Source organism: Bartonella sp. DGB1 (assembly GCF_041345015.1).
Lineage (GTDB): Bacteria > Pseudomonadota > Alphaproteobacteria > Rhizobiales > Rhizobiaceae > DGB1.
Genome location: NZ_CP166769.1, coordinates 148,249 through 172,660 on the forward strand (window position 1 = coordinate 148,249; position 24,412 = coordinate 172,660).

Below are 24,412 nucleotides of genomic sequence, written 5' to 3' on the forward strand. Positions count from 1 at the left end.
AGATAAGATTAATTAAATAGAGTGTAAAATATGTTTAATAGAGCTAAAGAAGTTAAAAGAAGAAGAAGTTTTGCTATAATTGCACACCCAGATGCAGGTAAAACTACCTTAACTGAAAAGTTATTATTGTTCGGAGGAGCTATTCATTTAGCGGGCGAAGTAAAGGCAAAAAAAAATCGTATTCAATCACGTTCAGATTGGATGAAAATTGAACGTGAGCGCGGTATTTCAGTTGTTACTTCAGTTATGACTTTTGAATATAATGATATTATTTTTAATTTACTTGATACCCCCGGACATGAGGATTTCGCAGATGATACCTATCGCACTTTAACGGCGGTTGATGGTGCGATAATGGTTTTAGATGGAGCTAAAGGAATAGAGCCGCGAACCTTAAAATTATTTGAAGTATGTCGTTTACGTAATATACCTATTATCACTTTTATTAATAAAATGGATAGAGAAGCGCAAGATCCATTTATCTTATTAGATGAAATAGAAAATAAATTAGCTTTAACTACCGTTCCTATGACATGGCCTGTTGGTATTGGTAAGGAGTTAGTTGCTACTTATCATTTACATGAAAATAAACTACGGTTAAATAAGGATGCGAATGAGGAAATAAATATTGATAATGTAAGTGATATACGCTTATTAAATTTATTACCTGAATCACAAAGGGATACATGGGTTGAATCCGTTTCTTTTGTTAAAGAGGCTTGTGATGCTTTTTGTTTAAAATCTTTTAAAGAAGGTCATTTAACACCAGTTTATTTTGGATCTGCTTTAAAAAATTTAGGGGTATTAGATCTTATAGAAGCTATAAGCGAGTATGGTGAGTCACCTAGGTCACAATCTACTAATATTCGTACAGTTGACCCAGTAGAAGATAAAATGTCAGGTTTTATTTTCAAAATACAAGCTAATATGGATCCGCAGCATCGAGATCGTATAGCTTTTATGCGGGTATGTTCAGGAGAGTTAAAAAGAGGAATGAAGGTTAATTTAGTTAGAACCTCCAAACCTATCACTTTATCTGCGCCGCAATTTTTCTTTGCTAGAACTAGGCAAACTTTAGATGTAGCTGTAGCTGGAGATATTGTTGGTATACCTAATCATGGTACATTGCGGATTGGTGATACTTTAACCGAAGGTGAAAAATTGTTATTTAAGGGTGTTCCTAATTTCGCTCCTGAAATATTAAGACGTATTAATTTAAGTGATAAAATGAAAGCTAAAAAATTAAAAGAGGCTTTACATCAACTAGCACAGGAAGGTGTTGTGCAGATTTTTGTGCCTGATGATGGTAGTGCTCCAATAGTTGGAGTCATTGGCGCCTTGCAGTTAGATGTTTTATTACAAAGATTAGAGTTAGAATATAATATATGTGCTAATGTTGAAATGTCTCGTTATCAAATATGTAGATGGATAAAGGCTTCTACGGATAAAGTTTTAGCTGATTTTATTGATAGTCATAGGATGGATATAGCTTATGATCTAGATGGAGATCCAGTGTTTTTAGCTGCAAATTTATTTTCTTTAAATTATGAATTAGAGCGGTGGGAAAATATTCAGGTAACTGATGTTAAAGATTATCAGGTTGTGATAGCTTAATAATTTAGCTTAACTCAAGCATAGATTTAGTTAATCATGGTTATATTATCTTATGCAGTCTGATCAATAAGCCATTATACTATAATGGCTTATTTAGATATTAAATATTTAACTTTTATCAAAGCGGTAAATTACAATTAAAATTTAGCTGTTTAATAAAAGTTATTTTAATAATAATCTTATTAAGTTAATTGATGAGTAAAATTTTTATTTAGCCTAGAATTGTATTGTAGGTTAAATAAACACTAATAAATTAACTTTAACTGCTTAATATTAAATTGCTTATAAAGTTATCTTTTTGTGTTTTTATTTTTTTAGGTTAGAAGCTGTGTTAATAAAACCAAAGAATAACATTTGTTTACTGGAGTTATTTAATTATAAAGATTTTTGTTTTTTGAATTTTTTATTTACTTAGAAATATCTTTATTGGCTCTTTAACCTGGTATTTTAAAAGTTAATTAGATGTGAGTTCGATGTAATAATCTATAGATATGGGTTATTATATCCATTGATAATATTTTTTGATTTAGTGATATATTTAGGTGATTTTTATCGGGGTATTTTTAACAGAATTTCCTTTAAAAAACATTTTAATAAATAGGAGGGTAGATTTTATTCTTAAAGGAAATTCTGTTTATTGTATCTGTGATTAACTAAATATATTCTTAAGTTAATCTTATTTATTTTTTACTACCATTACTAATGCTGGTCGTAAAATACGATCACCAATTATAAAGCCTGTCTGAATAACTTCTTGGACAGTATTATCTGGTAATTGATCATTAGGTGATTCACAAATAGCTTGATGGAAATTAGGGTCGAATTTTTCCCCTTGAGGATTAATGCTTTTAACCCCATGTTTTTCTAGGGTGGTTAACATTTCTCTTTCAGTCATTTCCACGCCTTGTACGAAAGTTTGGAAAATATTATTTTCTTTTATTTCGTCTTCTTTTGGTAATGCTTTTAGGGTGCGATTTAGATTATCTGCCACGGATAATATATCTCTAGCAAATTTACTTATGCTGTAACTATGAGCATCTTGTACCTCTTTTTGTGTACGTCGACGCAAATTTTCCATTTCAGCGGCGAGTCTTATATATTTATCTTGTAATTCTTCTAAAGCTATTTTATCAGCAGATTTCTCGTTGTCTTCTGTAAGCTCAGCTTCGTTATTAATTATATTTTCTGTTTCTGTATCTTTTTGTTGCGGAATATTTTCTTCGTTAGACATATTTTACCTGTTACATTAAATTATAAAATGATATTGAGAATTTTTTTATAAAAATCAAGATATAAAAGACATTAATTGACTGTTTTCATTAGCTTAGCATAAGTTTATTTATTTATAGGGTTTTTGCTTTAAAATTGATATATAATAAAATACCATATTTTTTATAATTTTACTAATTTATTTTGAGGTTTTTATGCGTTTGTTAAATCGTGCTTGCAGTGAAATGAGAAATATCTCATTTGAAAGAAATATAATAAAATATGCTGAAGGATCTTGCTTAGTAAAATTTGGCGATACTCAGGTAATATGTACGGCTACTGTTGAAAAAAATGTACCACATTTTTTAAAAAAATCCGGTAAGGGGTGGGTTACAGCAGAATATAATATGTTACCACGAGCAACTAATAGTAGAGTAAAACGTGAGGCAGTAACAGGAAAGCAGTCAGGTAGAACTTTAGAAATACAAAGATTAATAGGAAGATCATTAAGAGCTATTATGGATTTAAATGCTTTAGGTGAAATACAAATTATTATAGATTGTGATGTTATACAAGCAGATGGTGGTACTAGAACTGCTGCTATTACAGGTGCTTGGGTAGCTTTATATGACGCAGTTAATTGGCTAAAAGAAAATAAATTAGTTAATAATAACAAAATAATAACAGACAATATTGCGGCTGTTTCTTGTGGTATATATAACGGAGAATTATTGGTAGATTTGGATTATACTGAGGATTGTAACGCTCAGGCTGATATAAATTTTGTTATGACGGGTAATGGTGGTATTGTAGAAATCCAAGGAACAGCGGAAAAAGAACCATTCACAGAAGATCAATTTAATAAATTATCTAATTTAGCAAAAGATGCAATTAATAAATTGATTAAGTTGCAAAATTTAGCGGTGCAACAAATTTAGGAGATGATATGACTTTTATAAATAACAAGTTAATACTTGCCACTCACAATGAAGGTAAAATTAGTGAATTTAAACAATTATTATCTTTTACTGATTTAGAAATTTCATCTGCGGCAGAATATTATTTAGAAGAACCAGAGGAAACTGGAATGAGCTTTGAAGAAAATGCTGCTATTAAAGCATTATATGTAGCAGAAAAAACAGGTAAAGTAGCTTTATCAGATGATTCCGGATTATGTATCGAAGCTTTAAATGGTGCTCCTGGTATTTATACTTCTAATTGGGCAGAAAGTGAATCTGGTCAAAGAGATTTTACGATGGCTATGGAAAAAATTGAGCATAAGTTAAGAGAAGTTTCTGCAATATCACCTAAAGATAGACAGGCTTCTTTTATATCTGTGCTATGTTTAGCTTGGCCTGACGGAAAAAAATTATTTTTTAAAGGAGAAGTAAAGGGGGAAATTATTTGGCCACCACGAGGTGAATTAGGCTTTGGGTTAGATCCTATATTTTTACCTGAAGGAGAAAAAAGAACTTTCGGTGAAATGAGTTCTATTGAAAAACATTCCTGGAGACCGGGAGCAGTTAGTGCTTTATCTCATAGAGCTAAGGCTTTTAAGCAATTCACTGAAAAATTATTTTTTAGTTAGCAGAATTATCAATGTTAGATAAATCTTTTGGTATATATATTCATTGGCCTTTTTGTGCTTTTAAGTGTCCTTATTGTGATTTTAATAGTCATGTGCGCAGACGAGAGATAGATCAAAAAATATATGCTCAAGCTTATGCTAAAGAGTTACAATTTATGGCTATGCATACTGGAAGCAGGAAAGTAACCAGTATTTTTATAGGAGGTGGTACTCCCTCATTGATGGAGCCTGCGACTTTAGAAATAATATTAGATAATATATATAAATATTGGTCAGTGAGTGATAAAGTTGAAATTACTTTAGAAGCGAATCCTACTTCAGTAGAAGCAAATAAATTTTATCAATTTAATAAATTAGGGGTCAATAGATTATCTTTAGGAGTGCAGGCATTAAATGATAACGACTTAATTAAATTAGGTAGGAAGCATAGTGTCAAGCAAGCATTATATGCTATCGAAACTGCTAGAGATATATTTAATAGATTATCGTTTGATTTAATATATGCTCGTCCTGAGCAAACTCTTGAACAATGGCAGGAAGAATTAAATTATGCTATAGATTTAGCAGCTGACCATTTGTCTTTATATCAATTAACAATTGAACCCAACACACATTTTTATTATCTCTATAAAGCTGATAAATTAAAAATGTTAAACGAAGAAGAATTTGCAACCCTATATGAAGAAACACAAAAAATAACCCAGGCTAGAGGTTTAATAGGATATGAAATATCTAATTATGCTAAGCCAGGAGCCGAATCGATACATAATCTACTTTATTGGCAATATGGTGATTATATTGGAGTTGGAGCAGGAGCACATGGCCGATTTATCAAGGATACTCCTAATAAATATGTGACTATAACAGAAAAATTACCAGAAAGATGGTTAAATTTAGTCTTAGCAAATGGACATGGCATAGTAGAAGAAGAAACATTAACGCCTCAGCAACAGGGTGATGAATTATTGTTAATGGGGTTGCGTTTGCGTCAGGGAGTTGATTTATCTATTTATGAAAAACTTACTGGTAAAAAGCTAGATAAGTTAACTAATTCTTTACAAAAACAAGGATTAGTTAACTTATACAATAAAAACTGGCTGCAAGTAACTCCAAAGGGTCGTTTGCTTGTTGATTATATTTTAAAATGTCTTGTGTATTAGTAAAATATAGCTAAAAATGATGATTGTATTTATAAAGCTGAGTTAACTAATGGCTGGAGATTATTATGCCTAATACTAAGAATTTTAATCATATATCTATGGAAGAAAAAGCGCGTTTTTTATCCTCGGCTTTACCATATATGCAAAAGTATGAAAAGCAGACTATAGTGATAAAATATGGCGGTAATGCCATGGGGCACAAAGAACTGGATAAAGCTTTTGCGCGAGATATTGCGTTATTGAAGCAATCAGGCATTAATCCAGTCGTTGTACATGGCGGAGGACCGCAGATAGATGCTATTTTGAAAAAAATGTCTATTGAGAGCTATTTTGAAAGAGGGTTAAGAGTTACAGATGAAAAAGCTATTGAAGTAGTTGAGATGGTTTTATCTGGACCTATTAATAAGCAAATAGTTTCTCTTATTAATAATGAAGGTGAGTGGGCAATAGGTCTTTCAGGTAAAGATGGGCAGATGGTTTTTGCGGAACAGTTAGTAAAAACTGTTGTTGATCCGGAAACCGGTGAGGAAAAACAAATTAACTGGGGCTTCGTAGGAGAACCAGTAGATGTTGATCGGCAATTATTAGATATTTTAGCTAACTCTGCTGTTATTCCAGTTATTGCTCCTGTAGCTCCAAGTCGTGATGGCTTTACATATAATATTAACGCTGATATTTTTGCAGGTGCGATCGCAGGTGCAATGTTTGCTAAAAGATTATTATTCTTAACCAATGTTCCTGGTGTATTAGATAAGCAAGGAAAGTTAATACCAGCTTTGACTGTATCTGAGGCTGAAGCATTAATGGCAGATGGAACTATAACTGGCGGTATGATCCCTAAAATAGAGACTTGTATTGCTGCTATTAAAAGAGGTGCGGAAGGAGTGGTAATTTTAGATGGACGTTCACCGCATGTTATTTTGTTAGAATTATTTAGTGAGCAAGGCGCGGGGACACTTATTGTACCATAAGCATAGAATATTTATAATGTGCTAGCTATAGGCTCTGCTCTCATAAATGAAAATATTTTATTCCAGCAGTATCGCGGTGACTGGTTATAGATATATTGCAAGTTTATTTGAATTAGAGTGACTTATTGAGTAAGGCTTGAGATTTTGTATCTTATAATATTAACATGTGTAAAATGTGAGGATTATAATGATTATCTCTCACTAAAATATTCTTATTTTTTTGTTAGTGTTTCAGGTTCTTGGTTATAGATAGATATATTGCAAGTTTATTTAATTAGCATTATTTATTAAATAAGGTTTAAGATTTTTGTTCCATAATTATAGAAGGTTTAAAATGTCAGAATTAGAAGAAGTGCGTAGCATAATTGAAAATGCTTTTGATGAACTTAATAATATTGAAATTACTGAGAATAAAATAATAAAAGATGCTGTTACCACAAGTATAAATTTATTAGATATTGGTAAAGTAGCAGTAGCACAGAGAGATGATCAAGGTAATTGGATAGTAAATGATTGGTTAAAAAAAGCGGTTTTATTATTTATGCGTTTGAATGATATGAAGCTTATGAATGGTGGTGTAGAAAATAGTTTTTGGTGGGATAAAGTGCCTTCAAAATTTGAAGGCTGGGATGAAAATTCTTTTAAACAAGCAGCTTTTAGAGCGGTACCAGGTGCAATTGTGCGTCTTTCTGCTTACATAGCTCCTAAAGCTATATTAATGCCTTGTTTTGTAAATTTGGGTGCTAGTGTAGGTGAGGGTACAATGGTAGATACTTGGGCTACTGTTGGTTCTTGTGCTCAGATTGGTAAAAATGTACATTTGTCGGGTGGAGTAGGTATAGGGGGTGTGTTGGAACCTTTGCAAGCTAGACCTACAATAATAGAAGATAATTGTTTTATCGGAGCTAGGTCTGAGGTAGTTGAGGGCTGTATTGTAAGGGAAGGAAGTGTTTTAGGGATGGGGGTATATTTAGGACAATCTACTAGAATATTTAATCGCATGACAGGACAAGTTACTTATGGTGAGATACCACCCTATTCAGTAGTGGTTGCTGGAAGTATGCCAAGTAAAAATGCTAATGAAGGCGATCCTCATTTATATTGTGCTGTAATTGTTAAACAAGTTGATGAAAAAACACGCTCAAAGACATCCGTTAATGATTTACTTCGCTGTTAATAGCGATTATGTATAAAACTGTTATGTATAAAAACAGTTTTATACAATTTTAAAAGTCTGTATTATAGAAAATACCTAGACTTGATTTTCCATTGGTTCCTAGTATAGCTTTAGTTTTTATATCGTTATTTAGATCTATACTTAACGCCCCTTTTGCGTATCCTTCAGCACTGGTTTCTACTTCCAAATAGATATTTTCTCTGATAGATCTACCTAAACTTATGCCAGGATAATCTTTTTCATTTGTTATTATATCTAAACGATCAAGTTTCAAAAAGTTACGTAAAGTTTCTATCGCTAGAAACATATTATTTTGATTTTTCGATATTTGTAACATAATTAACCCTATTTGAAAGATATTTAATTCATTAATAGATTTATTAAATACAAGACGTGCAATAATTTCTTCTTGTGGTAATTCTGGAGAAGAAGAAAAAATAATAGAAATATTCGAAGGTGTTCCAGATACAGTTAAAGTTAATAGATAATCTTCTTTAGGGGTTTGAGAAACAAAGTATAATTGTGGTGTTAAATCGCCTAATAAGAATATTTTTCCTTCTGTAAATATAATAGATTTACCTAATAGCTCGTAACGTCCTTGTATCATTTTAAAATTACCTACAGTAGCATCTGTTAATAAATGTATTTGCCCGTTAAGTTCTACTGTTAGATTTTGTCCCTTAACTAAGATTTTAGTAGGAGACTTAATTAAAAGGTCAAATTTCATGTTATAATCATTACTTATCTGTGTGTCATCTTTTAAAACCCCGGCTCTTTTTAATGTTTTTATTACATAATAAGGTGCTTTAATATGTTCTACATCTAAAAAGGGAGCTGTATCAAAAGTGTCTGGTAAGGTAATAACAGCTTTATTTAAAATAATTTCACCAGAAAAAAATGGTTCACATTCTAAGTTTCCTTGTATCTGTAAAATGCCGGTTATGTTAGTTTGGAAATTATCACTATAATGGTAATATGCGTCATCAAAATGAAATAAAACATCCAGTGGTATATTATTAGCGAAATCTAAAATAATTTCTCCTTTGCCTTTTACTGTACCTTTTTGTTGTGGAGGGGTGCCAATTAATTGTTCAAAGATAATTTTATTTTTATCTAATTTTCCAAAACCATTAATATTTTTAAGAGATAAACTAATTTCAGGAATAAATATTGTACCATTATCAATAGTAAATACACCTGTCATATTAGGATCTAATAAGTTACCTTGAATTTTACTATCTACAATAGCTAAACCGGTAACTTGCGATTCTGTAGATAATAATAAGTGTAGTAAATTAAGAGGTAAACTTCCTTTAGTGTTTAAATTTAAATTAAGATTATGAATATCTATTTCACCATTGGTAGTAAAATCAACACCTTGTTGGTTTTTAACTTTTAACTCATGTAGAATAAGTGAATTATCAAAATATTTACCTATACTAGTTAGTTGAGTAGAATTAATAGATAAATTATCAGTTAATTTTACTTCTAAGTTATTGCTTTGTATTTTAAAATCCACTTTTGGATTAGTTAACTTGCCTGTTACTATAGCGTCTCCAGTCAATAAACCTCTTACAGGCGGTATATTTTGTGTTGTAAATTGATTAATAATATCAATAGGAATATTTTTACTAGTGACTTTTAAAGAAAGATTTTGATAATTACTATCTACTGAACCATTAACGGTAAGTAATAGATTTTTATTTTTTATTTTCGCATTAACATCAATATTATCGTCGTTATTTTTACTTTCTACATAGATATCAATTGGCATTATCTTTGCTTTTTTTAGAATTCTATTAGTAAAATTTTTGATATCGCTATTTAAAGTTATTACCGGTGCTTTAGGACTACCAGATAATAATAACTGTCCGCTTAATAGGCCTTCTAGTTGTAAGTTATGCAACCACGGGTGATTGATATATGAGTCTAAATAATTGATTATTGAGATATTAAATTTATTTATGTTTACAGCAAGATTTAGTTGCTTACCAAGTGAACCATTAGCTTTTATAGAGCCATTCATGATATCTAAAAGTAAATTATTAATGGTTACTTCATTATTTGAAAAAGTTATCTTAGTTTCTTGTCTTAAATTTAAAGGTAAAATATTTAAACTAGAATATAATTTACTTAGATCTAAAGACCAGTCATTGTTATTAATATGCTTAAAACTACCTGTAGCAATTAGATTTTCGGCTTTATTTAAAGACGCTGTTAGTTGAAAGTTTGTCAGTTTGTTTTTTGTAGTTGCGGTTAGATTAGCATTATCTAAATTAAAATTATTATAAGTTAGATTGGTTAGTTTGGCGTAACCTTCAATAGTTGGAAAATTAAAGATATTGTTAATTATTGCATTAGTATCTGCATGTTCTATTTTATTTTTATTCCATACTAGATTATCTATCTTACTCTTAATTTTTACATTTTGCTGTGAGCGATCTTTTGAAAATAACACATCAGCTTGTAGCTTGCCAGAAGCTGATATATTAAATAATTTACCTATTTCTTTAATATCAGGTGAGTTAATATGTATACGACCGATAGTAGATTTTTTATAGTCAGTATCAATATTAGCAGAGATAATAGATGCACCTAATTTAAAATCTAAGTCATGAATTTCTTGCGGGCGCCAGTCACCTAAAAGATTAACCGTTGCATTTAATTTTAATTCATCATTACCTAGTTTACTATTTAAATTAATTTTATTTTGTATATAAGGTGTAAATAAAGTAGATTTTTCCCTATCTATTTCATGAGATAACTTAATCTGAGTTTCTGCTAAAGCACGATCAGAAATAGTACCTTCTTTAGTATTAAGATTTGTATTAATATTTATTGTTTTTGGATTACCTGTAGCTTTACCTGCAAAATTAATTGGTGCAGAAATATGTGGTAAAAATAACTTTATATTATTGAAGTTACCATAATAGTTTAAATTAACATTGTTAGGTGAGTAAGTGCCACTTATATTTAATGAATTTTTCTTATTATTAAAAGCAAAATTATTAATTTTTAAGAGATTATCTTTATATGAAATATTAGTATCTAGGGTTACTTGATTTGCTAATAACTCATTTATAATTGTATAAGGCGTATTTAGATCATTCAACTTACCTTGTATAATAATATCAAAATTATCGTATAACTTACCAGTTAAATTTCCATATAATTGTAAATTACCAGTTATGTGTTTTTTGGTAAAAAAACTTAGCCAATTTAAATCGTCTGCTTTAATTTTTGTTTCTGCTTTTATTAAGTTATCTTTATTTAAAGCAATTTTAGTTATTATTTTATTATTTACACTATTTATAGTTAAGTTATTTATATTATATCCATATTGAGGAGAGATTTTACCTTGAAAATTTGCATGTAATGGTAATAATTTATTATCTTTATTAAGATTAGCGTCAACATTACCCTGTAATGTTATTTCTCTGTGTTCATTATCGTCTAAATTGTGACTTTCGCCCCATAATTTAGCGTTCAAATTAACTTTTTGATTTAGCTTATTATCAAGATCTTCAATATCAAGATTTGCTTTCCAATTTGTATTATTGCCATAATCAATTAGCATTTTTATTTTTTTTGCAGTAAAAGTTTCTTTAATTAGCGGCAAAATAATTGAGGAATTGTTTGCTTCAATAAGTAAATTAAGTTTCAAGTTACGCAGAAATCCATCAGCTAATAAAAGGGCAGATGCTTCTATGTCTGCATTATTAGATTTAAGAGAAAAATTATTTAAATGGATATTCTTCTTTTTATCATAAATGACCTGTCCTTTAATATGACTCGGGCTAGAAATAATATTTTTATAATTAGTTGGTAAAAATAAAGGGTCGTAATTATTAACAGTAAAATTAATTAGATAGTCTTTATTTAATAAGTTAGCTGTTAAGTTAGCATCAAGTATTTTTTTATGTTTACTAGTGCCATTAACATTTAATATTAAATTATTTAAATATCCTTTTCCGTTAATATTTAAGTTAAATTCTTGAGGTGAAGAGGGGTTTAACCAATGTGCAAATATTCCTGTGCTAGGGGAATTTAATTTAGTGTTTAGCTCTACAGTTTGTTGGAGTAAATCATAATTTAAAGATAAATTTATTTTTTCTTTTTTATTTTTTAAATTATGCCCCTTAAGCTTTAAGAGGTAATTTTTTTTATCCAATTTCATACTAGAATTAATTTGTAAATTAGCTTCCTTGGTTAATATCTCTTTACAGATAGTTAATTCTTCAATATCTATATTTTTGAAATTTATATTTAGAGGTAATTTTATTTGATCGTTGTTGCTTTTTTGTGACGTGGCTTGTGGTGTGCGGATAAATTTTGCGTGTCCTATGTTAAGATTATTTATATCTAATTTAGATATAAATAACGGTAGAAAATTATAGTCAATAGTTACATCATTTAGTTCTAACCAGGTGCCCCTTTTATCTTTAATTCTAATTTCAGGTATATTTGTTTCTTTGGAGAAAATATTGTTGATTTCTGGTATTTCTATTCTTTGTTCTTTTGAGGAAGCTAGATAACTAACAAAATCACCTAAATGTTGATTGATAGGTTTTTTTTGAAAAAAATTATAAGTAAATGTTATAAAAAGAAGGGAAAAGCAAATTATTATCCACCAAGAGATTTCTTTTATTAATTTCATTTTAGAATGCCTGTCCTATACCAATATATACCCCAAAATATGGATCGTTTTTAGTTCTACGTAAAGGTGTCGCTATATCTAAACGCAATGGACCTACTGCGGTATTATATCTTAAGCCTAATCCTAAAGACATTTTAAATTTTTCTCCAGAGGCAAACCACGCATTTTCACCTACATAGCCTATATCGCTAAATATAACTCCGCCAAATGATGAATTAAAATTAGCTCTTAATTCCAATGAGCCTAAAATTAATGAACGTCCTCCAATAGTGACAGGCTTGCCTTCGCGGTCTTTTACATCAATACCTATGGAACGGTAAGCGTAGCCGCGGATGGTATCTCCTCCTCCTGTATAAAAGATCATATCTGGTGGGATGTCTTTCACTTTAGCATTCAATATGGATCCTAACATAGCTTTTCCAGCTATTATAATACTATTAGTTTTATTTAAAGATAAATATCCACGTGTTTCTAGAGTTGCTTTAATCGCTAAGCTTGAATTAGAGATATTATAGAAAGGAAATATATTAGCTGCTAAATAAAAGCCATGACTAGCATCTGTGGGTATGTCTCTATTATCGAAAGTTAGTTGAGTTTGAATTCCGGTCCAGAGAAAATTTCTTTCACGAAAATAATTATCATATGTTTTAGCTTTGGTATTATATGAAGTTACTGTAGCTGATAATTTTTTTGAGAATTGATGACTGAAAAATAGTTTTAGCATCCAAATATTTTGTAAATAATTATTAAGGACAGATCTATTTTTAGTTAAAAATATTCCGAAATCGCTATTAGGTGTTATCGTACCAGGGCGCAAAAAGCTTGCAGAAAAACTATGGTTGAAGGTATGTTTCATATTTGGAGGTAGATCAATAACAGCTGTCGTCGCTATTAATCCTCCTATTCTAGCAGATAATTTTAGACTTTCAGATCTGCCCATAAGATTTCTGTTAAGTAAATTAACTTCTAGGTTAGCGCCGTCTATATTGGAATATATGGCACCTAATGTTAGATTATATTTGCTATGATTCTGTAAATATACCTCTAATGGTAGATAGCCGTTAGGTGATATTTTATCAGCAGGTACAATTTTCACCCCTTGTATATATTCTAGTCTAGATAATCTTTCTTGAGCTTGTCTTATTTCATCTGGATTGTAAATTTTTCCTTTAGGTAAATTTAACATCCAAAGAAGATAGTCGTTGTCTATATTTGCATCTCCTTTAAGCCAATTAAGATTTATATCTCCATAATATCCGACATCGCCAGGTTCAATTACGATAGCAGAAGATATCGTGTTATTTGGATGATAAGCTACTATATTAGTTTCTTTAATATGGGCTGTTGGATATCCACGTTTTTTCCATAATTCTACAATATGTTGCCCTGCATTTATAATGATAGGAGATAGAGCAATATTTCCGTCTATATATCCAATTTTATTAAAATTATATGGGTCATTTTTTTTCATTGGAGAAGGAAGAGGAGATATTTTAGTTTGTTCAAAAGTAAATTGCTTATGGGGGTCAACATATATTTTAATATGATTATTATAAGGTAACTCGGTAGTAATATCTAAATCGCTGACCTCTGTGTCATTGAGCTTTATGCTAATATAACCACCATAATATGCTTTGTTATAAAGCGCAGTTAATAGATTTTTATAATCTGACCTTGCCGCTAAGATTAAATTAACACTGCTATCAGTGTTTTTTTCAGTATTATTGAGTAAGGTTGAATAAGATTTAATAAAATCTTCATATTCCTTATCCCCGTTTATAGTAAAAGAAACGGTATAAATATGCTTAACTATATCTGTAGTTTTTTCTTTTTCTTTTGATGCAAACCAAGAAAAAATAGAAGCATGCGCATAGTTAGGATAAATTATAGTATAAAATAAAATTATTACACTATATATAATTTTCCTATTTTCGGCTTTAGCAAGAAAAATATTTAACCGCCGTAGCATGTAATATGGTATCCTAAATTTGGTAATGATGCTGTAAGTTAATCTTTATATTATATTATAAAAATTAATAATTGATAACTTATTTTAAAAATAGTTATTTTATTATAATTTATAAGAGCAAAAATATATTATTTATATAACTTTTATTAAAAAAATCAAAAGCTTTTGTAATAATAATTTACAGAATTATAAAGCTCATGTTATTAATATCAGACTATGTCCTATTGAGAACTAATAAATAATAGAGCTAGAATATCTATTAGGTATATTACAGAGTTATAGCAATGATGTCTTATATAAAAACATTTGCTTTTAGAGGGGTGGAGGCTATTCCTATAGAGGTACAAACGCTAATAGCTAACGGTAAAATGGGTATATCTGTAGTGGGTTTACCAGATAAGGTTGTTGCTGAGAGTAAAGAAAGGATAACGGCGGCTTTCTTTTCTATTGGTATTAAATTACCAGCTAAAAAAATTATAGTAAATTTATCTCCAGCAGATTTACCTAAGGAAGGATCTCATTATGATTTACCTATAGCTTTAGGTATTTTACGAGCTATGGAAAAATTAGCTAATTTTCCTTTAGATAAATATTATATATTAGGAGAATTAGCTTTAGATGCTTCTATAAAAAAGATTAATGGTGCTTTATTAGCTGCATCTAAAGCGAATGCAGAAAAATGTGGTTTAATTTGTCCAGAATTATGTAAAAATGAGTTAACGTGGTTGAATGCGCCAATGGATATAATTGCAGCTCCTAATTTATTGTTGTTAATAGAGCATTTATCAGGTAATCAGAAATTACCTGAGTTAATATTAAGAAAAGATGAAAAAATAAATATAAATAATGCTGGTTTAGATATAGCTGATGTCAAAGGGCAGAGACAAGCTAAAAGAGCTTTAGAAATAGCTGCGGCTGGGAGCCATAATTTATTATTTATTGGACCTCCAGGAGCAGGTAAATCAATGTTAGCTTCTAGATTACCCTCTATTTTACCACCTCTAACCCGCAAAGAATTATTAGAAACTTTAGTTATTTCTTCATTAGCTGGATCTGTAGACCTTGATAATATTTATAGCGGACAGCGTCCATTTCGGGCGCCGCATCATTCTGCTTCAATGGCCGCAATGGTAGGGGGCGGACTCAAAATTCGTCCAGGAGAGGTATCTTTAGCGCATAACGGGGTATTATTTTTAGATGAATTACCTGAATTTGCACCAAAAGTATTAGATTCTTTACGGCAATTATTAGAAACAGGAGAAGTTTCTATAGCTAGAGCAAATTATCATTTATCTTATCCTGCACGAATACAATTAATTGCGGCTATGAATCCTTGTCGTTGTGGTAGGGCAGGAGAAGAAGGTTATCATTGTGTTAGAGGTGAAAAATGCCGTTTAGAATATCAATCGCGTTTATCAGCTCCATTGCTTGATAGAATAGATTTAAAAGTTGAGCTTCCTAGTGTTACTATTAAAGAATTATTAATAAAAGAAGAATGTGAAACTAGTGTAGAGATTGCAGCGAGAGTACAACAAGCTAGAAATATTCAGCAACAACGATATAAAAAATTAGCTTTGCCAATAAATTGCAACGCATATTGTCCAAGTAAATATTTAGAGCAGATATTAAATCTAACTCCTGATGGTAATAAAATGATTAATTTATTAAGTAATAAATTAAAAATATCTGCTAGATCTTTTCATCGTATAATGAGAGTAGCCCGCACAATTGCAGATCTAAGTGCTGAGGAGAAATGTGATGCTAAACATATTGCCGAATCAGCAGGATATCGTATGGAAATGCTTAACGTTAGTGAATAATTAAAAAAAATGAAACAATGCGTAAAAAAATACGTTAGATAATATTAAAATATCTTGTAGGATCAATAAAGGATTCTTATATATTTAATAATTGAAATTTTAATAATGAATAATAAAATTAAATTTGCCTAAGGAGAATTATAAATGGCTAAAGTTATTGGTATTGATCTAGGAACAACTAATTCCTGTGTTTCTGTGATGGATGGCAAAAATGCTCGTGTTATCGAGAATGCAGAGGGTGCACGTACAACGCCATCTATAGTTGCCTTGTTGTCTGATGGAGAGCGTTTAGTAGGACAACCAGCTAAGCGTCAAGCTGTTACTAATCCAGATGGTACTATATTTGCTGTGAAACGTCTTATAGGTAGACGTTTTGATGATCCTACTGTAGAAAAAGATAGTAAATTGGTGCCTTATAAAATTGTAAAAGGTGATAATGGTGATGCATGGGTAGAAGTAGATGGTAAAAAATATTCTCCATCACAAATTTCTGCTATGATATTACAAAAAATGAAAGAAACTGCAGAAGCTAATTTAGGAGAAAAAATTGAGCAAGCAGTTATAACTGTTCCAGCTTATTTTAATGATGCACAACGTCAAGCTACTAAAGATGCAGGTAAAATAGCAGGATTAGATGTATTACGTATTATTAATGAACCAACAGCTGCCGCGCTAGCTTATGGATTAGATAAAAAAGATGGTAAGACTATCGCTGTATATGACTTAGGTGGCGGTACTTTTGACGTTTCTATCTTAGAAATTGGTGACGGGGTATTTGAAGTTAAATCTACTAATGGTGATACTTTCCTTGGTGGTGAAGATTTTGATATGCGTCTAGTAAGTTATTTTGCTGATGAATTTAAAGCAGAAAATGGTATAGATTTACGTAATGATAAATTAGCTTTACAACGTTTAAAAGAAGCAGCTGAAAAAGCAAAGGTAGAATTATCTTCTGCACAACAAACAGAAATTAACTTACCGTTCATTACTGCAGATGCCTCTGGTCCAAAACATTTAACTATGAAGTTAACTAGAGCAAAGTTTGAATCTTTAGTAGATGATCTTGTTAAACGTACGATTGAACCTTGTAAAGCAGCTTTAAAAGATGCTGGTTTAAAAGCGGGTGAAGTAGATGAAGTTGTGCTAGTTGGTGGTATGACTCGTATGCCTAAAATTCAAGAAATCGTGAAAAATTTCTTTGGTAAAGAACCACATAAAGGTGTGAATCCTGATGAGGTTGTAGCTATGGGTGCTGCTATTCAGGCAGGTGTGTTACAAGGTGATGTTAAAGATGTATTGTTATTAGATGTTACACCTCTTTCTTTAGGGATAGAAACCTTAGGAGGGGTCTTTACAAGACTTATTGAGCGTAACACTACTATTCCTACAAAAAAGTCACAAATCTTCTCAACTGCAGATGATAATCAAAGTGCTGTTACTATTCGTGTGGCGCAAGGTGAACGTGAAATGGTCGCCGATAATAAACTATTAGGGCAATTTGATCTAGTTGGTATTCCACCAGCTCCTCGTGGGATGCCACAAATAGAAGTTACCTTTGATATTGATGCGAATGGTATAGTCAATGTATCTGCTAAAGACAAAGGTACTGGTAAAGAGCATCAAATTCGTATTCAAGCTTCTGGTGGTTTATCAGATGAAGAAATTGAAAAAATGGTAAAAGATGCTGAAGCTAATGCGGAAGAAGATAAAAAGCGTCGTAATATGGTGGAAGTCAAAAATCAAGCTGAAGCATTAGTACATACTACAGAAAAATCATTGGCTGATTACGGTGATAAATTATCTGAAGCTGATAAGAAAGAAATAGAAGCCGCTTTACAAGATTTACGGAGCTCATTAGAAGATACTGATGCTGATGTAATTAAAGGTAAAACAGAGGTATTAGCTCAGGCTTCAATGAAATTAGGTCAGGCTATGTATGAAGCGCAAGCTAATACAGAAGAAAATTCTGATCAGCCAGATAATACTGAAGATAAAGACGTTGTTGATGTTGATTTTGAAGAAGTTGACGATGAAGAGAAAAAGAAAAAATAATTATTAGATAATATGTATAGGTCGCTTTCAAATAAGCAAGCGACCTATTTTGTTGTTAAAACTAAAGGTTAAATAGAGTATAAAATGAAAGCTGATTATTACGAACTTTTAGGTGTGGATCGTAGCGTAGATGAAAAAGGTCTTAAAGCTGCTTTTCGTAAATTAGCCATGAAATATCATCCAGATAAAAATCCTGATGATCCTAAGTCTGAGCAAAAATTTAAAGAATTGGCTGAAGCTTATGACGTGTTAAAAGATCCTCAAAAAAGAGCCGCATATGATAGATATGGTCATAGTGCTTTTGCTTCCGGTATGGGAGGTAACGCATCTGGTTTTAGTGGTTTTTCTGGAGTTGATGCTTTTGCTGATATTTTTGAAGATTTTTTTGGTGGTTTTGGAGCTTCACAGCAACGCCGGTGGGATGGTAGTGCAAGAGGGGAAGACATTAGTTACCAGCTTGAACTGACTCTAGAGGAAGCTTTTTCAGGTAAAAAGGCTAATATAAATATTGAATCTTTAGTAATTTGTGATGAATGTAATGGTTCTGGAGCAGAAAAAGATAGTAAACCAATAACATGTCCTGCTTGTAATGGTAATGGTAAGATCCGTAGTGTACAAGGCTTTTTTTCGGTAGAGAGAAGTTGTTCTAATTGTCACGGCACCGGGCAGATCATTGAAAATCCTTGTAAAAAATGTCACGGAAAAGCAAGGGTAAATAAACCAAGAAATTTAGAAGTTAATATTCCTGCTGGAGTTGATGACGGGTTACGTATTAAGTTAACAGGTGAGGGAAATGTTGGACTAAGAGGCGGAGCTACTGGAGATTTATATATCTTTTTATCCGTTAAGAATCATGATTTCTTTCAAAGAGACGGGTTAGATTTACATGCTGCTGTACCTATTTCTATAGTAACGGCCACCTTAGGTGGAGAATTTGAAATAACTACAATTAGTGGTATAAAAGCTAAGGTCAAAATACCTGCTGGTACACAAACTTCTACGCAATTTCGTTTGAAGGGTAAAGGTATGCCCAGATTGCAGTCTAGTGGTAATGGTGATTTATATATACAAATAATTGTAGAGACACCACAAAATTTAACTAAAAGGCAAAAAGAGCTTTTGCAAGAATTTAATGATATTTCCTCTGGTGAAACTAGTCCAAAAACTAGTGGTTTTTTAGCTAAAATGCATGATTTTTTTAGCTCATAAAGAATAATCTAACCCCATTAAGGGGTTGATTATTGCTTGCAATATATTGGTAAGTTTTAGCTATAAGAATATTATTAATGAGTTATATTTATTCTTCCAATTAGTGAATATTAGCTTATTGGAGTATGTTGCATTTTATTTATTATTTACCTGGAAAAAGATTTCTAAAAATCTATAATAGATTTTTGTTAATTCTTCTAAGTCTGTTATGTCTACAGCTTCATTCACTGCATGCATAGTTTTATTTGTTAAACCAAAATCTATTACTGGGCAGTAGTTTTTTATGAATCTTGCATCTGAAGTACCGCCGCTAGTGGATTTTCTTGTTTTTATATTAGTAATTTCTTCAATCGCTTGAGATAAATTATTTACAAGTTTAGGCGAGTTAGCTATGAAGCTTTCAGAGGGATTTTTTATCCAGTTTATTTTATATTTGAAATCTTTATCAGTAAAATATTCTGCTAATATAGTTTCAATCTTTTCTATTAATTGGACTGATGTCCAATTATCATTAAAACGGATATTAAATGAAGCACTAGCTTGCATTGGTATAACATTAGTAGCATCATTACCTGTGTCTATAGAAGTTAATTCTAAATTACTTGGGTCGAAATTCTCATTTCCATTATCTAATTTTTGAGCGATAAAAATTTGTAATATATCTAGTAATGTAGGTAGTGGATTATTAGCTAACTGTGGATATGCTACATGACCTTGTTTGCCTTTTATTTTTAAAATAGCGGAGAGAGATCCACGACGTCCAATCTTTATTGTATCACCAAGCTTATTTACGGAAGTTGGTTCACCATTAATTGCGGCATCCCATTTTTCATTTTTCTCAGCTGCCCAAGCTAACAATTTTTTTGTACCGTTGATTGCTAGTGATTCTTCATCTCCAGTTACTAAAAATGATATCTTGCCAGGGAAGTTAGGATAGTTATGCAAGAATCTTGCAACACTTGCTAGCATAGATGCTAGACCTCCTTTCATATCTACAGCTCCTCTGCCATATAATAAATTATCGTCAATTATGGCGCCGAAAGGATCATATTTCCATTCATTAATATTGCCTGGAGGAACGACATCTAAATGACCACTATACATTAAATGTGGGCCGCCGCTACCAATAGAGCCGTAAAAATTAGCTACATCGTAACTAGCATTATCGCTAAAAATAACCGTTTCTCCGTTAATACCAATGTTTTTACATAAGCAAGAAAATAACTCAATTACACTATTAGAATTAGGAGTAACAGAATTAATTTTTAATAATTCTTGTGTAAGGAAAATAGGATTTTTTATATCTGTTGCTGTAAACATTAATTATACTCCAGCAGCTGGTACTAAGTAATGTGGATCCCACAAATTTCTAGGAACTAATGTTCCTAGCTCTACTTTAATTTGTTCTATATGGATATGGTCGGATTTGGCAGTACAATCATAAGATAAATAATACCATTTATGATTAATTCTTATAGCTGCATGTGGTGCTTTAAAGTTATGATTAGATAAGAAAGTATCTCCAAAAGCATAGGCGATCATTTTTTCTGGTGATACATTAAGGCTTTGTTTAATTTTTTCCATAGCTGCTATATTACAAGCTTGCTCGATTCTTGTTTGCGGGTCTAAGGATTTTAGTTGCGATATTTCTCTGCTACTTAAGGCTAAACTATTAGAACTAAATATCACAGCAAATATACATATATATAAAAAATGACGCATATTAACCACACATAATAATGAATACTAACATATTATTATGGTATTTATCTTTTTTTTGCAAAATAAATTTAAATAGTTGAACAATTTTGATGCTAAAAAGTTTTGGTTATATTACTAATTTACTGTAAAGTATTTTATAAAGTTTTTATAAAAGGGAAAAATTTAGGTTGTCTTTTGTTTAATAGATGTTTGAAAGTGATTATTTATGAGTAATCCAGAGAGTAATATTATATTTGTTTTTGAAGATAAAACTTTGGTGTCTACTTTAGCTACTTTGTTAAGTAATGAAGGATATATAGTAAATATATGTGATAAAAGTGATACCACAATAGATTATATAATTAAAAATACTCCTCATTTAGTTATTTTAGATGCACAACAACCACCCTTAGATAATTTAGAACTTGTACGACAATTGCGTCAAAAAACAATGGTACCTATTATTTGTTTGAGTGATAAAAATGATGAATTTGATGAAATACTTGCTTTAAAACTAGGGGCCGATGATTATTTTTATAAACCTATGTCAGCACGATTATTTGTAGAAAAAGTTAAAGCCTTATTAAGAAGGATGGATAAGTTAAATCTAAAAAATAATAAAAGCTATAATCAAGATGAGCAAATTATGGAAAGAGGTAGTTTGATACTTAATAAGGAGCGTCATATTTGTAGTTGGAAAGGTGTAAATATAAGATTGACTGTAACAGAATTTTTAATTTTGCAATCATTAGCACAACGACCTGGAGTAGTTAAAAGTCGTGATACTTTAATGGATGAAGCTTATGGAGATCAGGTATATGTAGATGATAGAACTATAGATGGTCATTTAAAAAGGCTGAGGAAAAAGTTTAAAAGTATAGATCCTGATTTTAACGCTATTGAAACTTTATACGGTGTTGGTTATCTATTTAAAGAGCAAAAAAATTAGAGGCATTATGGAAAAAATATTACATGCCAATTCATTGATTTTAGAAGATGCAGCAATATTGATTGTTGGTAAACCAGCAAGTGGTAAAACAACTTTAACTTTATCTTTAATAGAAAGAGCAAAATTACAAGCTAGATATGCCTCTATAATAGCCGATGATTATACTAAAATAGTAAAAATTAATGATAGCTATTGGGCAAAAGTACCTGAAAATATAGCAGGCGCAGTAGAATTAAGAGGCGTAGGTATATTTTCTATACCATATATGAATGAAGGCAAGATACAACTCTGTGTGTTCTTAGGTGATTGTGATAAAGCAAATTATAATTTTTTATTAGAAAATAATAAAATTAGGCAACTTAATTTGCCAGAGATTTCTAAAACTTCAATAGTTAACTTATGTTATGCAATTGAATTTACTTTATTTAATCCGGTGTGGTAATATGGTCGCTAAACTATTGACTTGATGGTGAAAAATCGTAAAATCATAGGATAATGATTAATAGGAGGAATTATAATGATTGGTATTGTGTTAGTAACACATGGACAATTGGCTGAAGAATTTCGCCTAGCATTGGAACATGTGACGGGACCACAGAAAGCTTGTGTAGCTGTATGTATTGCACCAAAAGATAATATAGAGGAAAAAAGGTTAGAAGTTTTAAACGCAATAGAACAAGTACAAGATGGTAAAGGAGTGATTATACTAACAGATATGTTCGGTGGAACTCCATCTAATATAGCTATTTCTGCTATAGATGATAGTAAAACTGAGATAATTGTAGGTGTTAATTTGCCCATGTTAATAAAATTAGCTAATGTTCGTCAAACACATTCGTTAGATGAATGTTTAACTCTGTCTTTGGAAGCAGCTAAAAAATATACTACCATACCTAGTAGGATAGTAATATAATAATATGCGACAAACAAAAATTTTAACTATTACTAATAAATTAGGTTTACATGCTAGAGCTTCTGCAAAATTCGTGCGTGTATGCGAAAAATTCTCTGCTGAAGTTACCGTAGAGAAGGATGGTCAAATAGTAGTAGGACGGTCATTATTAGGATTAATGATGTTAGCTGCAGGTCGTGGTTCCCAAATAAATATATCCGCTACTGGAGACGATGCAGCAGAAGTTTTAAATAGTTTAACTGAGTTAATAACTAATAAATTTGGCGAACCAGAATAAATTATTATGAATAAATCAATTCAAGCAAAATTATTTTTTTAATAAGTCATCTAATTTATTTGCTTTTTCTAATGCTTGAAGATCATCACAACCACCAATATGCTGGCCGTTAATGAAAATTTGCGGCACTGTGTGTCTACCATTGGCTTTTTGTATCATTTCTTGTTTTAAAGTATCGTTATCAGTTATGTCAATTTCTTCTAAAACTAAATTTTTACTGGTTAATAATTGTTTGGCGGTTTGGCAATAAGGGCATGAGGCTTTAATATAAATGATAATTTCGTTCATAAGTATAACTTTCTTATGGTTAGGTTACATGACAATATAATATATTAACACAATATAGATTATGTCAAGGGTGTTCGAGCAAAAGTTAAAACATCTACCACATTAGGGTGATATTTTAAAAGCTCTAAAACGATTGATTTAGTTGTGGCTCCAGTAGTATAGACATCATCAAATAATAAAATTTTCTTATTTTGTATAAAGGATCTATATTTTGCTACTACTTCAAATGCTTGAGATAGATTAATAAATCTATCCGACCTAGATAATTCGGTTGCTGGTTTGGTGTATTTTATTCGCTTTATTAGATCTGCTCTAAAATTTATCTCATGTTGTTTGCTTAATAATCTTGCTATTTCTGCTGATTGATTAAAACCTCTGTTTAAAAATTTTAATGGATGTAGTGGAACAGCTATTAATAAATCATATTTTTTGAATAAATTAGAGTGTACTTTAGAAATAAGAGATTCTATTAACTTTGATAAAAAAATATGACCATTATATTTAAATTGTGTGACTATTTTCCTGGTAATTTCATCATATAAGACGGCTGAATATATTTTTATGTAGATAATAGAAGGATTTTCCGGTAATAAAAAATAACTATCATGAATATGATAGTTAAGCTCTGGGAGGTTGTTATTATATTTTGAAAAATAAACATTTAACGCATTTGGTAAAAAAGAAATATTTTTATAACATTCCTTGCAAATGTAGTTATTGTCAGTTATTATTTTATTGCAAAATCTACAAGAAATAGGAAATATTAAATTCAGTGTTTTGTACCAACTATTAGATAAGGAATTAGCTAAAGATAGATGTGTTGCTTTATGTTTAGTTAATTTTCGCATATAATTCCCC

The 24,412-nt window shown here is 30.7% G+C and carries 20 protein-coding genes; 13 read left to right on the top strand and 7 right to left on the bottom strand.

Annotation, left to right across the window (positions count from 1 at the left end):
* Positions 1 to 30 precede the first annotated feature (30 nt).
* Entirely contained in the window at positions 31 to 1,614 is a 1,584-nt protein-coding gene (locus AB6T46_RS00695; RefSeq protein WP_370931540.1) for a peptide chain release factor 3, read from the top strand.
* A 676-nt stretch (positions 1,615 to 2,290) separates the two neighbouring features.
* Here AB6T46_RS00695 and grpE read toward each other — a convergent pair.
* Positions 2,291 to 2,845 carry a nucleotide exchange factor GrpE gene (gene grpE / locus AB6T46_RS00700; protein WP_370931541.1) on the bottom strand — a complete coding sequence of 185 codons (555 nt, stop codon included), beginning with the start codon at positions 2,843 to 2,845 and terminating at the stop codon, positions 2,291 to 2,293.
* Between the two features lie 193 nt (positions 2,846 to 3,038).
* Between grpE and rph the strand changes: the two genes are divergently transcribed.
* From rph to dapD, 5 genes are all read left to right on the top strand, one after another.
* On the top strand, positions 3,039 to 3,761 hold the full coding sequence (gene rph / locus AB6T46_RS00705) for a ribonuclease PH (RefSeq protein ID WP_370931542.1): 723 nt from the start codon (positions 3,039 to 3,041) through the stop codon (positions 3,759 to 3,761).
* 8 nt (positions 3,762 to 3,769) lie between these two features.
* Positions 3,770 to 4,411: an RdgB/HAM1 family non-canonical purine NTP pyrophosphatase gene (gene rdgB / locus AB6T46_RS00710; protein ID WP_370931543.1), complete on the top strand. Its 642-nt coding sequence runs from the start codon at positions 3,770 to 3,772 to the stop codon at positions 4,409 to 4,411.
* Between the two features lie 11 nt (positions 4,412 to 4,422).
* The gene (hemW, locus tag AB6T46_RS00715) at positions 4,423 to 5,571 is read left to right on the top strand and encodes a radical SAM family heme chaperone HemW (RefSeq protein WP_370931544.1); all 1,149 of its coding nucleotides are present in this window, start codon (positions 4,423 to 4,425) and stop codon (positions 5,569 to 5,571) included.
* 65 nt (positions 5,572 to 5,636) lie between these two features.
* Positions 5,637 to 6,542 carry an acetylglutamate kinase gene (gene argB / locus AB6T46_RS00720; RefSeq protein ID WP_370931545.1) on the top strand — a complete coding sequence of 302 codons (906 nt, stop codon included), beginning with the start codon at positions 5,637 to 5,639 and terminating at the stop codon, positions 6,540 to 6,542.
* A 334-nt stretch (positions 6,543 to 6,876) separates the two neighbouring features.
* Complete coding sequence (gene dapD, locus AB6T46_RS00725; protein WP_370931546.1) at positions 6,877 to 7,719, top strand: 2,3,4,5-tetrahydropyridine-2,6-dicarboxylate N-succinyltransferase; 843 nt, start codon at positions 6,877 to 6,879, stop codon at positions 7,717 to 7,719.
* A 49-nt stretch (positions 7,720 to 7,768) separates the two neighbouring features.
* Here the strand turns inward: dapD and AB6T46_RS00730 are convergent, their stop codons facing one another.
* Together AB6T46_RS00730 and AB6T46_RS00735 are read right to left on the bottom strand one after the other, a co-directional pair.
* Positions 7,769 to 12,376, bottom strand: coding sequence for a translocation/assembly module TamB domain-containing protein (locus AB6T46_RS00730; RefSeq protein WP_370931547.1), 4,608 nt, complete (start codon positions 12,374 to 12,376; stop codon positions 7,769 to 7,771).
* 1 nt (position 12,377) lies between these two features.
* Positions 12,378 to 14,345: an autotransporter assembly complex family protein gene (locus tag AB6T46_RS00735; RefSeq protein WP_370931548.1), complete on the bottom strand. Its 1,968-nt coding sequence runs from the start codon at positions 14,343 to 14,345 to the stop codon at positions 12,378 to 12,380.
* Between the two features lie 284 nt (positions 14,346 to 14,629).
* On the opposite strand from AB6T46_RS00735, the gene AB6T46_RS00740 reads away from it, so the two are divergent.
* The 3 genes from AB6T46_RS00740 (at position 14,630) to dnaJ (ending at position 19,426) form a co-directional block, all read left to right on the top strand.
* On the top strand, positions 14,630 to 16,165 hold the full coding sequence (locus AB6T46_RS00740) for a YifB family Mg chelatase-like AAA ATPase (RefSeq protein ID WP_370931549.1): 1,536 nt from the start codon (positions 14,630 to 14,632) through the stop codon (positions 16,163 to 16,165).
* A gap of 144 nt (positions 16,166 to 16,309) precedes the next feature.
* Positions 16,310 to 18,217, top strand: a complete 1,908-nt coding sequence (gene dnaK, locus AB6T46_RS00745) for a molecular chaperone DnaK (protein ID WP_370931550.1) — start codon at positions 16,310 to 16,312, stop codon at positions 18,215 to 18,217.
* An 84-nt stretch (positions 18,218 to 18,301) separates the two neighbouring features.
* Positions 18,302 to 19,426 (top strand): molecular chaperone DnaJ, encoded by a 1,125-nt coding sequence (dnaJ, locus tag AB6T46_RS00750; RefSeq protein WP_370931551.1) that lies wholly within the window; start codon positions 18,302 to 18,304, stop codon positions 19,424 to 19,426.
* A gap of 135 nt (positions 19,427 to 19,561) precedes the next feature.
* Here dnaJ and dapE read toward each other — a convergent pair whose 3' ends face one another.
* Both dapE and AB6T46_RS00760 read right to left on the bottom strand, forming a co-directional pair.
* On the bottom strand, positions 19,562 to 20,746 hold the full coding sequence (gene dapE / locus AB6T46_RS00755) for a succinyl-diaminopimelate desuccinylase (protein WP_370931552.1): 1,185 nt from the start codon (positions 20,744 to 20,746) through the stop codon (positions 19,562 to 19,564).
* A gap of 3 nt (positions 20,747 to 20,749) precedes the next feature.
* A complete protein-coding gene (locus AB6T46_RS00760) occupies positions 20,750 to 21,148 on the bottom strand; it encodes a DUF930 domain-containing protein (RefSeq protein ID WP_370931553.1) in 399 nt (132 codons plus the stop codon).
* 205 nt (positions 21,149 to 21,353) lie between these two features.
* On the opposite strand from AB6T46_RS00760, the gene AB6T46_RS00765 reads away from it, so the two are divergent.
* The 4 genes from AB6T46_RS00765 (at position 21,354) to AB6T46_RS00780 (ending at position 23,266) form a co-directional block, all read left to right on the top strand.
* On the top strand, positions 21,354 to 22,076 hold the full coding sequence (locus AB6T46_RS00765) for a winged helix-turn-helix domain-containing protein (protein WP_370931554.1): 723 nt from the start codon (positions 21,354 to 21,356) through the stop codon (positions 22,074 to 22,076).
* 7 nt (positions 22,077 to 22,083) lie between these two features.
* Complete coding sequence (locus AB6T46_RS00770; RefSeq protein ID WP_370931555.1) at positions 22,084 to 22,518, top strand: HPr kinase/phosphorylase; 435 nt, start codon at positions 22,084 to 22,086, stop codon at positions 22,516 to 22,518.
* A gap of 75 nt (positions 22,519 to 22,593) precedes the next feature.
* Positions 22,594 to 22,989, top strand: coding sequence for a PTS sugar transporter subunit IIA (locus AB6T46_RS00775; RefSeq protein WP_370931556.1), 396 nt, complete (start codon positions 22,594 to 22,596; stop codon positions 22,987 to 22,989).
* 4 nt (positions 22,990 to 22,993) lie between these two features.
* Positions 22,994 to 23,266, top strand: a complete 273-nt coding sequence (locus AB6T46_RS00780) for an HPr family phosphocarrier protein (RefSeq protein ID WP_370931557.1) — start codon at positions 22,994 to 22,996, stop codon at positions 23,264 to 23,266.
* A 30-nt stretch (positions 23,267 to 23,296) separates the two neighbouring features.
* On the opposite strand, the gene grxC is transcribed toward AB6T46_RS00780, so the two are convergent.
* A complete protein-coding gene (gene grxC, locus AB6T46_RS00785) occupies positions 23,297 to 23,554 on the bottom strand; it encodes a glutaredoxin 3 (protein WP_370931558.1) in 258 nt (85 codons plus the stop codon).
* A gap of 59 nt (positions 23,555 to 23,613) precedes the next feature.
* The gene (locus tag AB6T46_RS00790; protein WP_370931559.1) at positions 23,614 to 24,402 is read right to left on the bottom strand and encodes a ComF family protein; all 789 of its coding nucleotides are present in this window, start codon (positions 24,400 to 24,402) and stop codon (positions 23,614 to 23,616) included.
* Between the last annotated feature and the right edge of the window lie 10 nt (positions 24,403 to 24,412).

Bases quoted from the DNA above. Each gene is read 5' to 3' on its own strand.
- argB (WP_370931545.1), top strand. From the start codon at position 5,637: ATGCCTAATACTAAGAATTTTAATCATATATCTATGGAAGAAAAAGCG.
- AB6T46_RS00790 (WP_370931559.1), bottom strand. From the start codon at position 24,402: ATGCGAAAATTAACTAAACATAAAGCAACACATCTATCTTTAGCTAAT.
- dnaK (WP_370931550.1), top strand. From the start codon at position 16,310: ATGGCTAAAGTTATTGGTATTGATCTAGGAACAACTAATTCCTGTGTT.
- AB6T46_RS00780 (WP_370931557.1), top strand. From the start codon at position 22,994: ATGCGACAAACAAAAATTTTAACTATTACTAATAAATTAGGTTTACAT.
- AB6T46_RS00765 (WP_370931554.1), top strand. From the start codon at position 21,354: ATGAGTAATCCAGAGAGTAATATTATATTTGTTTTTGAAGATAAAACT.
- AB6T46_RS00730 (WP_370931547.1), bottom strand. From the start codon at position 12,376: ATGAAATTAATAAAAGAAATCTCTTGGTGGATAATAATTTGCTTTTCC.
- dnaJ (WP_370931551.1), top strand. From the start codon at position 18,302: ATGAAAGCTGATTATTACGAACTTTTAGGTGTGGATCGTAGCGTAGAT.
- grpE (WP_370931541.1), bottom strand. From the start codon at position 2,845: ATGTCTAACGAAGAAAATATTCCGCAACAAAAAGATACAGAAACAGAA.
- AB6T46_RS00735 (WP_370931548.1), bottom strand. From the start codon at position 14,345: ATGCTACGGCGGTTAAATATTTTTCTTGCTAAAGCCGAAAATAGGAAA.
- hemW (WP_370931544.1), top strand. From the start codon at position 4,423: ATGTTAGATAAATCTTTTGGTATATATATTCATTGGCCTTTTTGTGCT.
- AB6T46_RS00740 (WP_370931549.1), top strand. From the start codon at position 14,630: ATGATGTCTTATATAAAAACATTTGCTTTTAGAGGGGTGGAGGCTATT.
- rph (WP_370931542.1), top strand. From the start codon at position 3,039: ATGCGTTTGTTAAATCGTGCTTGCAGTGAAATGAGAAATATCTCATTT.
- grxC (WP_370931558.1), bottom strand. From the start codon at position 23,554: ATGAACGAAATTATCATTTATATTAAAGCCTCATGCCCTTATTGCCAA.
- AB6T46_RS00775 (WP_370931556.1), top strand. From the start codon at position 22,594: ATGATTGGTATTGTGTTAGTAACACATGGACAATTGGCTGAAGAATTT.
- rdgB (WP_370931543.1), top strand. From the start codon at position 3,770: ATGACTTTTATAAATAACAAGTTAATACTTGCCACTCACAATGAAGGT.
- AB6T46_RS00695 (WP_370931540.1), top strand. From the start codon at position 31: ATGTTTAATAGAGCTAAAGAAGTTAAAAGAAGAAGAAGTTTTGCTATA.
- dapD (WP_370931546.1), top strand. From the start codon at position 6,877: ATGTCAGAATTAGAAGAAGTGCGTAGCATAATTGAAAATGCTTTTGAT.
- AB6T46_RS00760 (WP_370931553.1), bottom strand. From the start codon at position 21,148: ATGCGTCATTTTTTATATATATGTATATTTGCTGTGATATTTAGTTCT.
- AB6T46_RS00770 (WP_370931555.1), top strand. From the start codon at position 22,084: ATGGAAAAAATATTACATGCCAATTCATTGATTTTAGAAGATGCAGCA.
- dapE (WP_370931552.1), bottom strand. From the start codon at position 20,746: ATGTTTACAGCAACAGATATAAAAAATCCTATTTTCCTTACACAAGAA.